The organism is Vibrio mediterranei (genome assembly GCF_013364395.1).
Lineage (GTDB): Bacteria > Pseudomonadota > Gammaproteobacteria > Enterobacterales > Vibrionaceae > Vibrio > Vibrio mediterranei.
On sequence record NZ_JABXGK010000001.1, the window covers coordinates 945,983 to 961,616 of the forward strand.

Consider the following 15,634-nt stretch of genomic DNA (forward strand, 5'->3'; position numbering starts at 1 on the left):
GCCAGCTAATGTCGCAAATCGAGGATTAGGACATGTGTGGTATTGTTGGAATCGTTGGCTCAACGCCTGTGAATCAGTCTATCTATGACGCTTTGACCGTTTTACAGCACCGTGGCCAAGATGCCGCTGGTATTGTTACCATAGAAAGCAATCGTTTTCGTCTGCGTAAGGCGAATGGTCTAGTAAAAGACGTATTTGAAGCGAAGCATATGCAACGCCTTCAGGGTTGTGTTGGTATTGGACATGTTCGTTACCCTACAGCAGGCAGCTCAAGCGCTTCAGAAGCTCAACCTTTCTACGTAAACTCACCGTTCGGAATCACACTGGCTCACAATGGTAACTTGACTAACGCTCACGAAGTTCGTGAGAAGTTGTTTGAAAAAGACCGTCGTCATGTGAACACTACGTCCGATTCTGAAGTATTGCTGAATGTTCTAGCTCATGAAATTGATACCGTAAAAGGCAATGTAACATCGGATGATGTCTTCAGAGCTGTTACTAATGTGCATCGCACTATCAAAGGGGCTTACGCAGTAGCTGCTATGATTATCGGTCACGGTATGATTGCATTTCGTGACCCTAACGGTATCCGACCGCTATGTTTAGGCAAACGTGATGTTGAAGGCAAAACCGAGTACATGGTGGCCTCTGAGTCAGTAGCTCTTGATGCAGTGGGTTTTGACTTTGTTCGCGATGTTGCTCCTGGTGAAGCGATTTATGTAACGTTTGACGGTGAGCTATTCACTCGTCAATGTGCTGACAACCCAAGCCTAAACCCTTGTATTTTTGAGTTTGTTTACTTTGCTCGTCCTGATTCATTCATCGACAAGATTTCTGTTTACAGCGCGCGTGTTGAAATGGGTAAGAAGTTGGGTGAGCGCATTCAGCAAGAATACTCAGATCTAGACATTGATGTGGTTATCCCAATCCCTGAAACGTCATGCGATATCGCATTGCAAATCGCTCAGGCTATCGATAAGCCATACCGCCAAGGTTTTGTTAAAAACCGTTATGTAGGTCGTACCTTCATTATGCCAGGGCAGCAGCAGCGTAAGAAGTCGGTTCGCCGTAAACTGAACGCCATTCGCTCAGAATTTAAAGGTAAGAACGTTCTGTTGGTGGATGATTCTATTGTTCGCGGTACAACGTCAGAGCAAATCATTGAGATGGCACGCGACTCAGGTGCTAACAAAGTATTTATGGTCTCTGCGGCGCCGGAAGTTCGCTTCCCTAACGTTTACGGTATTGATATGCCGAGTGCCAATGAACTTATTGCTCACGGCCGTGACAACGATGCTATCTGTAAGCAAATTGGTGCGGACGCACTGATTTATCAAACCATTCCTGACTTAATAGAAGCTGTTGGTCTTGGAAACCCTGATGTGAAATTGTTTGAGGCGTCTGTATTCAACGGTGAATATGTAACTGGCGATATTGACCAAACGTATCTTGACTTCCTTGACTCGCTACGTAGCGATGATGCAAAGACGCAACGTGATATTCAAGCGGATCTAGCAAATCTAGAACTGCATAACGAATAAGCGAACGATGAAAAGAAAAAACCAGAGCAAGCTCTGGTTTTTTGTGTCTAAATTTTGAAGCCGTTGCTACTGAAATATCAATGAAGTGAGTAATCGATAACAAAGTCGATGAACAGACGGACTTTTTCAGGAAGATGATCTTTATGGTTATAAAGCATATAAATATCGCGAGGGTTGGCACTCCACTCTGGTAGCACTCGAACTAGTTCGCCGTTGTTTATGTACTCTTTTAGCATGACATCGGGCATCAAGGTAATACCCAAACCCGCAGAACATGCTCTGCGAACCACATTTAAGCTATTGGCTTCGAAACGGCCTTTCGTGTTGTTAATAATGGACTCGCCACTGGTATTTTTCAGTTGCCATTTAATTAACGGTGCGCCTTTTAATAGGCGGTGTGTTGATAATTCTTCAGCATGCTTAGGCTCGCCGTTTAATGACAGATAGTCAGGATGCGCAACAAGGATATCTTTGACTGTACTGATCTTACGAGCGATTAAACTTGAATCGCGTTGAGGACCGACGCGGAAAATAACATCCCATTCCGTTGGGTCTAGTTGATCGGCATGATTGCTCATCGTTAGCTCAAGGCTGATGTCAGGGTATTTAGACATAAAGTCGTTGAACATCGGCATCATCATGCGCTTAGTCAAATTAGAAGGTGACGATATTTTTAGTTTACCAGAAGCACCTTTGCATTCATCTGCGATATCTTCGGTAGTGCTAGTAAGACGCTGGAGAAGAGGAGAGCACTCATTATAGAAGCGTTCACCCGCTTCAGTTAAAGACAGTTTTCGCGCGTGACGATTCAGTAAACGAAGATTCAAAGAATCCTCTAGAGCCTGTATACGTCGAGTAATTGTTGCAACAGGGATCATTGTCTTACGAGAAGTTGCTGTATAACTCCCATTTTCCACAACAAGTCGGAACAGATTTAAATCGTCAAGTTTCATATATTCAACTATTTGTATTAATTGGCTTTTAGTATAGCTTACACCTTGTCAAGCTGGCGTGGTTAATTTCAAGCGTTGTTGCTAAATAACACAAGTGCTCTCAAGCAAACTAACTTGATATCAAAGGGTTGTTTGATTTTTTCAACTTTAGCTATTGTATTAAAAAAACTCTCCCAAGGGTACATTTGTATAAAAACGAATTTCTGCCTACAGTTAAAATACTCAGGAGCAGTTTGTTCTGCTGCCTGCATATACATATAAATGCATTATTGTAACGTGTCCTACGGTACGACGTTTAATGTAAACCAAAAAATAATAACAACAAGCTCAATCAATTTTGTGAGGCGTAATTTTATGTCTAATACTGACAGTCAGGCTGCTGTGGCTATACCTCATCAGCAACACAGTGCGCGGATTATGGTTGTTGATGATGATCCCGTATTTCGAACCGTTACCCGAAACTTTCTTGAGGCAACGGGCCACCAAGTAACAGAAGCTGGGGATGGATTAGAGGCTTTAAAACTACTTAGTATCACAGAGCCTGACTTAGTGCTTTGTGATTTAGCTATGCCACTTCTTACTGGCATGGAGTTTACCGAAGAGGTGCGCGTAGAGTACCCGTCACTACCGGTTATTGTAATTTCGGCGACGGGTGACATGGCGGACGTTGCTAAAGCTTTACGTATGGGAGTGAAAGACTTCTTAACCAAACCTATTGGTGATTATAAACATCTTACGGAATCTATTAATGTCGTCTTAGAAGAGAGTTCAAGCAGTTGTGAACAATCTGACTTTGTCAGTCGATGGTTTCGTATTGAAGAGTCAGAAGAAGACGGTTCGCAAGAAGAACAAGAATTGCATTGGCACCTACAATATCTTCAGCAAAATCCTAACGCAGCGAGAGAGTTACTCACTGCACTGTTACCTGAAAAAGATTCTGCGTTAGGTGCGTGGAGAAGTAGTTACCGGCTTTTGCAATCGGCCAACACATTACCTCTCGTATTCGATTACACATGGCTTATGAGCGGTCAGATGACATTTTATCTGGTCGATGCTTCATCAAGTGACCATGGTGGCGTGGCTAGTACGTTGTTGGTGCGGACACTGTTTGATGATTATGTACGCCGTCTGCATCACAACAGTGTCGACCTTAAAGATCTTGCGAGAAATATAGAAAAAGGTATGCAATGCTCGTGCGCTGCATATCCTGTCGAGGCTGTGTTTGGAGTGATTGACTTATCGGAGGGGACCATATCTGTCTTGCCGGCTGGATTGGATTGTCGCTGGGAGAATTCTCAAGCTCATTTCAACATCTCTGGGTCAAATCGTTTGGGTGAGAACTGTTTAAGTAATTTTATGACTAAAGACCTTGCTGTTTTAGAAGGGGGGAAGTTGTCCTTAAGTCGAGTCGGTTCAAGTAGCTTCACCTGGGAGGTAAAACTTGCTCTGCCGAGCTAAAACAGCGTAGCGGAAGCGCTCTTCAAAAATAACCACACAGTTAGTCTGTTTTTGATTGAATGTAATTGAGATATAGTCAAAGTGTTAACAAAAATGGGAGGCGAAAGCTTCCCATTTTGATGTCTAAAACAACTATACCCAAGAGCAAAGTCATGTCTGATACAGAATTCAAAGAACCATACAACATTTTTTACTTTTTAGGCTTCATTGCCGCATTGCTAATTCCAACGCTTCCCGCTACTCTGACGTGGATTAGAGTTATGAACGGATATGCGGGTTTTTGACCAATACAATAAGTCCAGTTAAACGTTTCTTTTGGAATACGTTAGGCGTTATTTCAGTAATATTGGGTGTGGTAGGCATCGTACTTCCGCTTCTACCCACCACACCTTTCCTACTCCTTGCTAGTGCGAGTTTTTTTCGAGGTAGCCCTCAATTTCATGATTGGTTACTTTCTCATCGTAAACTTGGTCCCATCATCTCTGACTGGGAAAACGATCGCTGCATTAAACGTTCGGTCAGAACCAAAGGCGCAATCTTCATTGTTTTGAGTTTTGCTATCTCCATATTGGTTGTCCAACCAGTATGGTTAAAAGTTGTGCTGTTTATTCTGTTTATCTGCGTTTTTACCTTCTTTTTGCGAATTCCTGTGAAACAGCCCGTTGCCGACCACGATGAAAATCACTAACATGTGAAGGTTGTGTGCCCACGCTTAATGTGGGCGTTTTAATTTATACCTACAGAATGAACGTACTCGTGACTATTCGCGACAGCGTACTCTGATCGTCAGGCGTATAAAGACCTTTCCAGAGACCAATACTATGACAATCGATAAAATCTCCCAGATCAAAGCAAGCATCAAAAGCATTCCAGATTACCCAAAGCCAGGCATTCTATTTCGTGATGTCACGAGTCTTATGGAAGACGCAGCAGCTTACAAAGCAACGATAGAGATGCTTGTAGACAAATACAAAGATCAGGGCTTCACTAAAATTGTTGGTACTGAAGCTCGTGGCTTTTTGTTTGGTGCACCTCTAGCACTTGAGCTAGGTCTGGGATTTGTTCCAGTTCGTAAGCCAGGTAAGCTGCCACGTGAAACTGTCGCACAATCATATGAACTTGAATATGGCACTGATACTCTAGAAATCCACACAGACGCTATTGTGGAAGGTGATAAAGTACTGATGGTTGATGACCTGTTAGCAACTGGTGGTACGATTGAAGCTACAACGAAACTTATTCGCCAACTAGGTGGTGAAGTATCTCACGCTGCATTTGTAATCAATCTGCCAGAAATTGGTGGAGATAAGCGCTTAGAAGCACTAGGTATTGAAGTATATAGCTTGTGTGAATTTGAAGGTCACTAATTAGGACACCTTTATGAGTTATCTCGCGTTAGCTAGGAAATGGCGACCAAGAAAATTTTCAGAGGTAGTTGGACAAACCCATGTTCTAACTGCACTTGAGAATGCACTAGACCAGAACAGATTGCATCATGCTTATTTGTTCAGTGGAACACGTGGTGTGGGTAAGACGTCCATCGGTCGCTTGTTCGCAAAAGGTTTAAACTGTGAAACAGGCATCACCTCGACACCTTGTGGTACATGTTCGACTTGTATAGAGATTGATGAAGGCCGAAGCGTTGACTTACTTGAGATTGATGCGGCGTCTCGTACAAAGGTTGAAGATACTCGCGAGCTTCTAGATAACGTTCAATATAAGCCAGCGAGAAACCGCTTTAAGGTTTACCTGATCGATGAAGTACATATGCTCTCGCGTCATAGCTTCAATGCGTTGCTTAAAACGCTTGAAGAGCCACCAGAGTATGTGAAGTTCTTACTGGCGACGACGGATCCTCAAAAGCTGCCGATGACCATTCTGTCGCGCTGCTTGCAGTTCCACCTCAAGCCGATCACTGTTGAGAATATCCAGCAACAGCTAGATCATATTCTTGAGAAGGAACAAGTTCAGTCTGAAAGCCGAGCGCTTGCTCTGCTTGCTCATGCTGCTGACGGCAGTATGCGTGATGCATTGAGCTTGACCGATCAAGCGATCGCGCTTGGAAATGGCAATGTATCGACACCAGTCGTCAGTCAGATGTTGGGTACGCTAGATACGGCTCAAGCGATTCAAATACTGGAATCATTGACTACGGGTGATGCACATCAAGTTATGACCAAGCTTGAGCACTTGGCGGAAAATGGTGTGGATTGGGATACATTGCTTTCTGAGCTCGCATTGCAGTTACATAGAATAGCGATGACTCAAGCATTACCATCTAGTATCGATGCCGCAATTGCCGACAGCGAAAAAATCCAGCACCTTGCGCGTACACTACAAGCAACGGATGTACAGCTGTACTATCAAATTGCTCTGAAAGGCCGACAAGATCTGCCCTTCACTCCATCGCAACGTGTCGCCGTTGAGATGACGCTACTGCGTATGTTGGCATTTAGACCAAGCACTCAGCTCAGCGCTAATGAAATCACTGTCGCGAATCAAAGTGCAGTGGCTAAGCCTGCGTTGTCATCGTCACAAAGCATGGCAACACAGCAGGTATCGAGTGATACTAATGCTCAAACTTATGCCACGCCGACGCCACAATTTGATAGTACGCGTGAACCGTATATTGATACCTCTGCTATACCGATGGGTAACCAACCAGTACAGGCCGAACATCGACCAAGTGCGCAAAGTGAATGGCAAGCACCTCCATCAAATCAAGAGCAGTATTCGCAAACACCGCCTTCGCAAATTCAGCCCGTTCCAAATAGCGGATCTAATGATGTCGTTCGCGGTGAGGCACAGCGCTCAGTTCCTGCCAGCGAGCCAGCAAGACCTGCGGGTGGTTTACGTCATCAATTGCGTTCGAAACGACAATCGGCTTCTCAAGACCAAGCGAATTCAGGAAACTCTCCTGTAAAAAAGCCTAAAGCGTCATCTGAATCTGCCTCTGTATTAGAGCGCGTTGCTCAGAGAACCCAAGGTCGCACGCCAAGTGCGTCAAATGGTTTAGATGCCGCTAAATCAAATACCGAGCAGGTTAAAGATAACGAGCCTTATCGATGGCGGCCAACAGGTAATGTTGTCGCTCAAGAAGTGAAGCCAGTCGTCAAACCGTCTACGCTTAAAAAGGCTCTTGAACATATCAAAACGCCAGAAATGGCGCAGCGACTGACGCAAGAGGCTGCTCAGCAAGACACTTGGGCTGAACTGATTGAACGTCTTGATATTGGCAAACTGGTGCAACAATTAGCGCTTAATTCAGTCTTCAAAAAAGATGGTTCATCCATTCAACTGGGACTGCGAGCTACACATGCGCATCTAAATTCTGACAAAAATCAGTCAGAACTACTTGCAGGGCTTAATGTCTTATTGGGAGAAGAGTGTCATTTGTCGGTAGAGCTCTCTGAGGAGGGGACGACACCACTCGAACTTCGTGAGCAGTTATATCAAGGCAAGCTTTCTGATGCGGCCAAGAGCTTGCAAGCGGATCCTAACATTCAGTTTATTGTTACAAGGTTTGCGGCAGAGCTAGACGAAGAGAGTATTCGACCTTTATAAAGTTACTTTCCCGGTTGTTTGCTCGAGGCAAACAGCTAGGAGGCGGGGTTGCAATCTATGAATGCGTCCCCATGTTATTAGTTGAAACATGAATAAACCGAGAGAACCCTATGTTTGGTAAAGGTGGTATGGGCAACCTGATGAAGCAAGCCCAGCAAATGCAAGAGCAGATGCAAAAGCTTCAAGAAGAAATCGCTAACATGGAAGTAACAGGTGAGTCTGGTGCTGGCCTTGTTAAAGTAACCATCACAGGTAGCCACAGCACTCGTCGTGTTGAAATCGATGAAAGCCTTATGGAAGACGACAAAGAGATGCTAGAAGACTTGATTGCAGCGGCGTTCAATGACGCGGCTCGTCGTGTAGAGGAAACTCAAAAAGAGAAAATGGCGTCAGTAACTGGTGGAATGCAGCTACCACCAGGCATGAAAATGCCTTTCTAATTGAAGGATTAGAGAACAATTAATGCGTACTAGCCATATGCTGGAGCATTTGATGGAGGCCTTGCGATGTCTACCTGGGGTTGGTCCCAAGTCAGCACAACGCATGGCCTTTCATCTGTTACAGCGCGATAGAAAAGGCGGTATTCAGCTGGCGGATGCACTTTCAAGTGCAATGACTGAAATTGGTCACTGTCAGGAATGCCGTACCTTTACCGAAGAAGAAGTTTGTCATATCTGTAGCAATCCTAAGCGCAAAGAGAATGGCCAACTTTGTGTGGTAGAGAGTCCTGCTGATATTGCTGCTGTAGAAGCTACGGGGCAATTCTCGGGTCGCTATTTTGTTCTAATGGGGCACTTGTCGCCATTAGATGGCATCGGTCCTAGCGATATTGGATTGGATGTTCTCGATTATAGACTGCGCCAAGGCGACATCGGTGAAGTCATTCTAGCGACTAACCCAACAGTGGAAGGTGAAGCAACCGCGCACTACATAGCTGAACTGTGTCATGAGCACAAGGTATCAGCAAGTCGTATCGCTCATGGCGTTCCGGTGGGCGGTGAGTTAGAACTGGTCGATGGAACGACGTTGTCTCACTCTCTGTTGGGCAGACAAAAAATCTAAAGTAGATTGCTAAATAAGATTGATAGTGAAAAGGCGCATTTAGCGCCTTTTTTATGTTCAAAATTAGCTTTAGTCACTATCACTGCTTAGCAATGAGCGATACACCCAAGCCCCAATGATTGCACCAACAATAGGTGCCAACCAGAACAACCACAATTGTGCGACAGCCCAATCGCCAACGTAGAGCGCGACCCCTGTACTGCGTGCTGGATTTACTGACGTGTTGGTTACAGGAATACTGATTAGGTGAATCAAAGTCAAACACAAGCCGATCGCTATAGGAGCGAAGCCTTGAGGTGCTCTTTTGTCAGTGGCTCCCATGATGACCAGTAAAAACATTGCTGTCATGACGACTTCGCAGACCAAGGCCGCGGTTAACGAGTACTTCCCAGGGGAGTGTTCTCCATAACCATTAGAGGCAAAGCCAGACGCGGCGGCGTCAAACCCGGCTTGTCCGGTGGCTATAATATAGAGCACGCCACCAGCAAGTAAGCCACCGATGACTTGAGCAACAATATAGGGAAGTAGCTCTTTGGCGTCGAAGCGACCACCGGCCCAAAGGCCGATACTAACGGCTGGATTTAAATGGCACCCAGAAATGTGGCCAATAGCAAATGCCATTGTGAGCACAGTCAAACCAAAGGCAAACGCCACACCTAATAAGCCAATACCTACATCTGGAAATGCTGCAGCTAACACAGCGGAACCGCAACCTCCGAGTACTAGCCAGAATGTACCAAATACCTCAGCCAAATATCTGTTCATAAGAAACACCATTCTTAAAGTTGTGCGTCTTAACAACATAGCTTATTGGTTTGATACTGCCAGTTTAGCGTTAGATGTTAGGTAATTCGTTCAAGCTCTAGGATGTTTGCCAATGCTTTAGCATTAGTATCGCCACACACGTCTGGACAGGCTTTAAAAGCATGGCACACTTTTGGTCGCTCGGGCTGACCAAACAACTTACAAAGATTGCGCTCATCAAGCTGTATGCAGCGAACGCCGCTGGGTTTGCCGTTTGGCATTCCAGGAATAGGGGAAGAAATACTTGGGGCGATACAACATGCCCCACAACCTAATCGACAATCCATCTTTTGCAGCCTTAAAATTGAAGGGCGCTGAGTTTACCAAAAATAAAGGTGTTGTACATAATTGAATCACAGCTACAGCATCTAGAAAGAACAGAGTACTTGCAGTTTGTATCGACTAGCGGTATAAAACGCCTCCACAGATTTAGAAGGTAATGCCACATGACCAGTCCATTTTGGGAAACAACACCATTAGAGCAAATGAGTGAACAGCAATGGGAATCATTGTGTGATGGTTGTGGTAAATGTTGCCTACACAAACTTATGGATGAGGACTCGGATGAGGTTTATTACACCAATGTGGCTTGTAGTTGGCTGAACAGCAAAACTTGTTCGTGTAAGGATTATCCAAATCGATTCCAATCGGGTGAAGAATGTTTAAAGCTAACCCGTGAAAAAATCCACGAGTTTAATTGGCTCCCAGAAACGTGCTCATACCGTGTTCTATCAGAAGGCAAACGCCTTCCAGAATGGCATCCATTGATCACGGGCTCTAAGTCCGCTATGCACGCTGCAGGGGAAAGTGTTCGCAATAAAGTTGTGTATGAAATTGATGTGGTGGATTGGGAAGATCACATCATCAACCATCCGAATCGTTAACAAAAAAGCAGGCTTAGAGCCTGCTTTTTTGATGCTATTAGCTTGCGGAACAAACCTCAGTAAACCTTATTCTCGCATCTTGTGCAGCTTGTGAGGACTGCTCTTTCGCGTTCTGAGCATCAGTGAGTAATTGAAGCTTCGCCTCTAAATCATCCAACAATTCTTGTGGAATCGCTTTACTGGTGTCATCGGCATGCTCTAACGCATAAGCGCGAATCTTTTTCTTAACTTTGAACAGGGCATGCAGCGCGGTACGTTCTTCATCTGCGGCAATTTGCGCAGCGTCACGACACTTTTCAAAATTAGCTAGTGCAACCCCTTCATTTGACCAAGGATCAAACTCTGGAAGTTCTTCAATGTTAATGGTTGGCTCTACATAATCTTCTTGGTGACGAATATCCAGCGTGGTGGCTTTGACCGCGGAAATCATCAGCATAACTGCGATACCGAGTAGGGGTAGACCGCCAACGATTGCGGCTGTTTGTAGTGTACTCAAACCACCTAAGAACATGAGAACAGCAGGCATAAAGCTCAAAGTGAAGGCCCAAAATAAGCGGTTCCAGCGCATTGGTTCCTGCGTCACGTCTTTTTGAACCACAGACGCCAAGATGTAGGAAATTGAGTCGAATGTTGTTGCTGTAAAGATGATACACAGCAATGTAAACAAAAGAATGATAAACCAAGCAAATGGTAGCTCTGACAACATAGAGAAGATGGCTTTTGTTGCACCAAACTCGTTCAAAATTGCGACAATATCAAGCTGCCCAGATAGTTGTAGTGATAGACCGTAGTTTCCTAAGATGATAAAAAACAGGAAGCAACCACATGAACCAAAGAACAATGAACCTGCGACCATCTGTTTAATTGTGCGACCGCGAGAAATGCGTGCAACAAACAAGCCCATACTTGGCGCGAACACTAACCACCACGCCCAGTAGAAAATGGTCCAATCTTGTGGGAAGTGAGTGTTGTCAAATGTACCGTAGCCACCGAATGGTTCCGCCCATGTCGCCATCACAAAGAAATTAGACATCATTCGACCGATGGAATCTAGACCCGTCTCCAGTATAAAAATAGTTGGACCCAAAACTAACACTAGAGCAAGAAGTAGCATCGCCCCCCAGAAGTTGATGTTACTGAGGATCTTGATGCCTTTTTCCATCCCCGCAAATGAAGAGTAGGCGAAAATCGCAGTACAGATGGCCAATACGCCGATTTGTGAATAGGTGTTTTGTGGTAGCCCGAATAAGACGTTCAAGCCCTCGCTGATAAGCGGGGCTGCAAGTCCTAATGTCGTCGCTGCACCACCTAATAGGCCAAAGATGAAAAGTACATCAATCAGTTTTCCGAGAGCACCATTTGTGTGTTTCTCGCCGATGACTGGAATCAATGCGCTGGATACTTTCAGTGCAGGTTGCTTACGTACGTAGAAGAAATAAGCGATAGGTAATGCAGGGATCAGATAGATGGCCCATGCAATCGGTCCCCAGTGGAAAATGCCATATGTTGCCGCCCAGCGAACCGCTTCTTCACTTCCCGCTTCTAGCTGAAATGGTGGCGCTTGATAATAATAAGCCCACTCAATACACCCCCAGTAGAGAATACTGGCACCGATACCGCCGCAAAACAGCATAGCGGCCCAAGAAGACGTTGCAAACTCTGGCGCTTCGTCAGGTTCGCCTAGTTTAATCTGGCCGATATCGCTAAAAATGATGAATATCATAAAAAAGAGGGCAGCGAGGCCAAGGGCGAGGTATAGGAAGCCAAACTTGTCGGTCATAATGAGCTTGGCTTGCCCGATGATTTTTGCACCTTGTTCAGGGAACATTATCAAGGGAATGATAACGCTCAGGAGCAATGTGATTGCGCCAAAGAAAGTTGGCTTATCAATCAGCTTGAAGTGTCGATTCATAAATTGTGATCATGCAGTTAAAGATGATCGATTATCAAGTGAATGCGGTTTCCACCTCAAACAGGATTATTTGTCGTTAGGATAAATACCGTTATGCCAAGGCTAATATCAAAGCACCAATGGTCACCGCTGCGGAGACATACTGACCGGCAGAGTAAGAACTATCTTCTTGCTTCTCTAAGTCATCTGGATGGTCCATACCTAATGCGCCATGAGCAAAGGAGGTGACAGATTTACCCAAACTATCATCATCGTCTTTTGAGATATTCTCTTTATTGGCGTCTTTGCTCACTTCCTTTTCTAGCATTGCTTTAGCTTGAGGTGAGATGGATACACTATCTCCATTGCCTGTAGGCAAAGTGTTGCCGTTAGCAGTGGCACCTTCTGCTACTGTCTTAGTGGCCGTCGCAACAGGTGCGTTTGTATGGCTCATTAGGTTTGAATTGACGCTTTGCATAACTATCTCCATTAGCGCTATCAATCAATACATCGTCCAATGTGGCAAAAACTTTATAAAAGCTTCTATAAATGAGAGATTGATCGATGCTATTAACATGGACTAAGCAATTTGTGCGCCAATCATAACTTGTGTTGATGAGTTACTTACAAACCAGTGAGTCGTTACGCATTTTTAAGCTCTTATACGCCTTCATTCGGTTCTCATTTTTAACGTAACGTTTTGGTGGTGGTAGCACTTCCAATTGGTAGTCATCGCTTGTACTCACAATGTCACTCACTGGCGTAATCACGACGATACTCAAGTCAGGGTTCAATTGCTGGATCTGCGCAGCGGTTCCTAATGCTTGCTCGGTATGAAATTTACCTGCGATGTGCATGACCTGAGAGTTAGGGTGTGCTGCCATATAGTTAACAATACTTTCTGCCATAGTCACATCCCAGGCGAGTTGAGCAGCGTATTGTTTCTTCGTTTGTTCAATGTCACCGTGATGCATGGAGGCCATGAATTTTTCTTTGTATGGCGAATCTGATGTGTCTATCGTTGCTGCGACCAGAGAACGTTCTTGCTCATCCAGTTTATCTAAGTAGTCAACCCCTTGACGCCCAATACAGCGGACGATTGATTTTGGTGCGTTGCTGGCAATAATGTCGATATCTGAATTCTTGGCTAACTCAACGAGTGGGCGGTAGTCGCTTTCGTAATTTGGCCAAGCTCCTCCTTGTTTAATTAAGATCTGCTCACCAATTTGTGAAGCGAGATAGGCATCAACCACAGGTTGTTTGTCACGGGTAAACTGTTCCATAGAAAGCGCAGTGTCCGGGTTTTTGTTAATGAGTTCTTTCAGAAGATCGGTTTGAAATCGATGAATGCCCGCATGGGTATGCCATTCCCCAACTAAGATAACATCGGCGTCCAATATCGCCTTAGGTAAAGCGCTTAGGCTGATTGATTCACCAGTAGGGCTGGCCAATTGGTAATCGTAAAATGAAGCGATACTTTCTGGTTTCGAAGCTTGGTATTCAGGTGAGTTTTTTGTCGTGGCACAACCCGATAGAAGGGCGAGTGATATGAGAATGGGTAATGCTTTCATAGTCTGTTCTCTCTATAAAAATAGCCTTCATCGGAAGGCTATCTTGGAACCGTAATGGTAATAGAGATTGAACGTGGACTCAATCTAATTGAAAATAAATCTCATTACATTTTACGGTAGGCTCGAATCAAGAAGTCGGCGTTACATTGAAACTCTTGTTGTGACTTGAGGTTCGACCTTACTTCGTCTGTCGCTTTCCAAGCAAATGGTGTCATTTGCAACAAGTCATACGCTTGTTGGCCACTAAGGTTCATTTCATAGTCTAGTTTAGATTCAGACAAAAGTTCGAAGCCTTCAATTTGCTCTGCCGTTTCATCATGTAAACGAACATCTTGATAGATCAACGCTCTAAGTTCATATAGATGGTGACTGCCTGGCGTTACGGTCAGCATGATCCCTTGATCTTCAATACAGCGAAGTAACTCATCGTGTTTACAAGGTGCGTAAATTCGAATCACCGCAGCTAGACTGTTTTCAAAGAAGGGCAGCTTATGACTTGAGGCAACACAAAAGTTGACGTTTGGATAGCGTTTTGCGCCGTATCGAACCGCTACTTTGGAAATATCCAGTCCATGAAAATCTAACTTTTTGTTCCTTTCTGCTAGGTATTGCTGAAAAAAGCTAGTGTAATAACCTTCTCCACAGCCGATATCGAGAACTGTGCCTTGGTTTACGAGATTGGCTAGAGTCTCCGCAACTTGTTGACGCATAGGTGCGTATAAATCGTGCTCAAGAAAAGTACGTCGTGCCTGCATCATTTCTTTATTGTCGCCAGGATCTTTTGAGCGTTTGTGCTGCACAGGCATGAGATTGACATAACCTTCTTTTGCCAAGTCGAACTGGTGGTTGTTTTCGCAGCGAAAACTACGCTCATTAAGGGATAACGATTGCTGACAGAGCGGGCATTGATAGGACATAGGTTAGACTCGACGAAAATTTTCGTAAGTCTAACCATATCATGGGTTGGAAGCAATTAGCTCGGGCGATTTACTTTACCGAAAGAGTGGTTGCGAGCTGGTAAGTGTCACCAGGGTTAAGTTCCTGTCCTGCTTCTAGTGTCTTAGCGTGTAATGTGGACTCTATACAGAACATAGTTAAGTAGCCATCATCGTTCATGTCGCCCATCGACTTCGCACCTGCTTCCCAAGGATTCCAAAGGACTGCAGAATTGTCACCGTCATTAACGATGGAGAGTTGTCGATTGAATGCATTATCGTGAAGCACAATTTCTTTGTTTGGCTCGGTGTAAACACGATCGATAGTGTCGGTTAGAGACAGGATTTCGCCACCCTGACACACTTTACCTTCTTGTAGGCCGTCAATATAAGTTGGACCCATCCCAGTGACTTCCATGTTATGAATGTCACCGATGTTTAGGTAAGTATGCAGTGCACCTGAGAACTTCCATGCAGCCGAGTCGGTGTTGGTAACATTGAGAGTAGCAGTGAGTGTTTCAGATACTTCTACGTTTAAAACGAGTTGGAAGCGGTGTGGCCAAATTTCTCGTGTTTGGTCGTTGTCAGATAGCCCCAAGCTAACAATAACACCAGCGTCGTTTTCTCGGTGCTCGATTAGCGTCCAAGCGCTGTTGCGCGCAAAGCCATGAGCAGGGGTGGCAACACGGCCAAACCAGGGCCAGCAAATAGGTATACCACCTCGCAGTGCAGCTTTGTTATCGTAGACTGCGTCTTTGCTCATCCAAATCAACTCTTCTTGATTGGAGGGCTTAAACGAGATGATATGACCGCCATGAAGGGAAATCGCAGCATTTGCTTTAGGGTGGTTGATGCGAACGATCGTATTGTCGCCTAGCTTAGCAGTCGTTACGTAGTCAGAAAGTACAGTTAAAGCTGGTAGCGTAGACAAGTCCATAGATTGTAACTCCTAGGTGAGAGTTTCTGGTTCC

Annotated in this window: 16 protein-coding genes; 8 read left to right on the plus strand and 8 right to left on the minus strand. The window is 44.8% G+C overall.

The genetic code is table 11. The annotated features are described in order from the left end of the window. Positions 1-32: 32 nt before the first annotated feature. Positions 33-1,541, plus strand: coding sequence for an amidophosphoribosyltransferase (purF, locus tag HOP38_RS04585; protein WP_006071323.1), 1,509 nt, complete (start codon positions 33-35; stop codon positions 1,539-1,541). 77 nt (positions 1,542-1,618) lie between these two features. On the opposite strand, the gene HOP38_RS04590 is transcribed toward purF, so the two are convergent. Continuing rightward, entirely contained in the window at positions 1,619-2,494 is an 876-nt protein-coding gene (locus HOP38_RS04590; protein ID WP_006071322.1) for a LysR family transcriptional regulator, read from the minus strand. Between the two features lie 354 nt (positions 2,495-2,848). Between HOP38_RS04590 and HOP38_RS04595 the strand changes: the two genes are divergently transcribed. From HOP38_RS04595 to recR, 6 genes are all read left to right on the plus strand, one after another. Next, complete coding sequence (locus HOP38_RS04595; RefSeq protein ID WP_198557541.1) at positions 2,849-3,952, plus strand: response regulator; 1,104 nt, start codon at positions 2,849-2,851, stop codon at positions 3,950-3,952. A gap of 280 nt (positions 3,953-4,232) precedes the next feature. Further along, positions 4,233-4,640, plus strand: a complete 408-nt coding sequence (locus tag HOP38_RS04600) for a YbaN family protein (protein WP_242456504.1) — start codon at positions 4,233-4,235, stop codon at positions 4,638-4,640. Positions 4,641-4,773: 133 nt separating this feature from the next. Beyond that, a complete protein-coding gene (gene apt / locus HOP38_RS04605; protein WP_006071318.1) occupies positions 4,774-5,319 on the plus strand; it encodes an adenine phosphoribosyltransferase in 546 nt (181 codons plus the stop codon). Between the two features lie 13 nt (positions 5,320-5,332). After that, the gene (dnaX, locus tag HOP38_RS04610; protein ID WP_198557542.1) at positions 5,333-7,516 is read left to right on the plus strand and encodes a DNA polymerase III subunit gamma/tau; all 2,184 of its coding nucleotides are present in this window, start codon (positions 5,333-5,335) and stop codon (positions 7,514-7,516) included. A 110-nt stretch (positions 7,517-7,626) separates the two neighbouring features. Further along, a complete protein-coding gene (locus HOP38_RS04615) occupies positions 7,627-7,956 on the plus strand; it encodes a YbaB/EbfC family nucleoid-associated protein (protein ID WP_006071316.1) in 330 nt (109 codons plus the stop codon). A gap of 22 nt (positions 7,957-7,978) precedes the next feature. After that, positions 7,979-8,578 carry a recombination mediator RecR gene (recR, locus tag HOP38_RS04620; RefSeq protein ID WP_006071315.1) on the plus strand — a complete coding sequence of 200 codons (600 nt, stop codon included), beginning with the start codon at positions 7,979-7,981 and terminating at the stop codon, positions 8,576-8,578. Positions 8,579-8,647: 69 nt separating this feature from the next. Here the strand turns inward: recR and aqpZ are convergent, their stop codons facing one another. After that, a complete protein-coding gene (gene aqpZ, locus HOP38_RS04625) occupies positions 8,648-9,343 on the minus strand; it encodes an aquaporin Z (protein WP_198557543.1) in 696 nt (231 codons plus the stop codon). 77 nt (positions 9,344-9,420) lie between these two features. Next, positions 9,421-9,669, minus strand: a complete 249-nt coding sequence (locus HOP38_RS04630) for a YkgJ family cysteine cluster protein (protein WP_031493115.1) — start codon at positions 9,667-9,669, stop codon at positions 9,421-9,423. A 159-nt stretch (positions 9,670-9,828) separates the two neighbouring features. Here HOP38_RS04630 and HOP38_RS04635 point away from each other — a divergent pair, with 159 nt between their 5' ends. Next, positions 9,829-10,266, plus strand: coding sequence for a YcgN family cysteine cluster protein (locus HOP38_RS04635; RefSeq protein WP_198557544.1), 438 nt, complete (start codon positions 9,829-9,831; stop codon positions 10,264-10,266). Between the two features lie 37 nt (positions 10,267-10,303). Here the strand turns inward: HOP38_RS04635 and HOP38_RS04640 are convergent, their stop codons facing one another. The 5 genes from HOP38_RS04640 to HOP38_RS04660 all read right to left on the minus strand — a co-directional run bounded on the left by HOP38_RS04640 (position 10,304) and on the right by HOP38_RS04660 (position 15,600). Next, positions 10,304-12,178 (minus strand): BCCT family transporter, encoded by a 1,875-nt coding sequence (locus tag HOP38_RS04640; protein ID WP_198557545.1) that lies wholly within the window; start codon positions 12,176-12,178, stop codon positions 10,304-10,306. Between the two features lie 91 nt (positions 12,179-12,269). Further along, positions 12,270-12,635, minus strand: a complete 366-nt coding sequence (locus HOP38_RS04645) for a hypothetical protein (protein WP_006071310.1) — start codon at positions 12,633-12,635, stop codon at positions 12,270-12,272. A 142-nt stretch (positions 12,636-12,777) separates the two neighbouring features. Beyond that, complete coding sequence (locus HOP38_RS04650; protein WP_198557546.1) at positions 12,778-13,728, minus strand: ChaN family lipoprotein; 951 nt, start codon at positions 13,726-13,728, stop codon at positions 12,778-12,780. Between the two features lie 104 nt (positions 13,729-13,832). Continuing rightward, the gene (rlmA, locus tag HOP38_RS04655; RefSeq protein WP_198557547.1) at positions 13,833-14,645 is read right to left on the minus strand and encodes a 23S rRNA (guanine(745)-N(1))-methyltransferase; all 813 of its coding nucleotides are present in this window, start codon (positions 14,643-14,645) and stop codon (positions 13,833-13,835) included. Between the two features lie 70 nt (positions 14,646-14,715). After that, the gene (locus tag HOP38_RS04660) at positions 14,716-15,600 is read right to left on the minus strand and encodes a D-hexose-6-phosphate mutarotase (RefSeq protein WP_198557548.1); all 885 of its coding nucleotides are present in this window, start codon (positions 15,598-15,600) and stop codon (positions 14,716-14,718) included. Between the last annotated feature and the right edge of the window lie 34 nt (positions 15,601-15,634).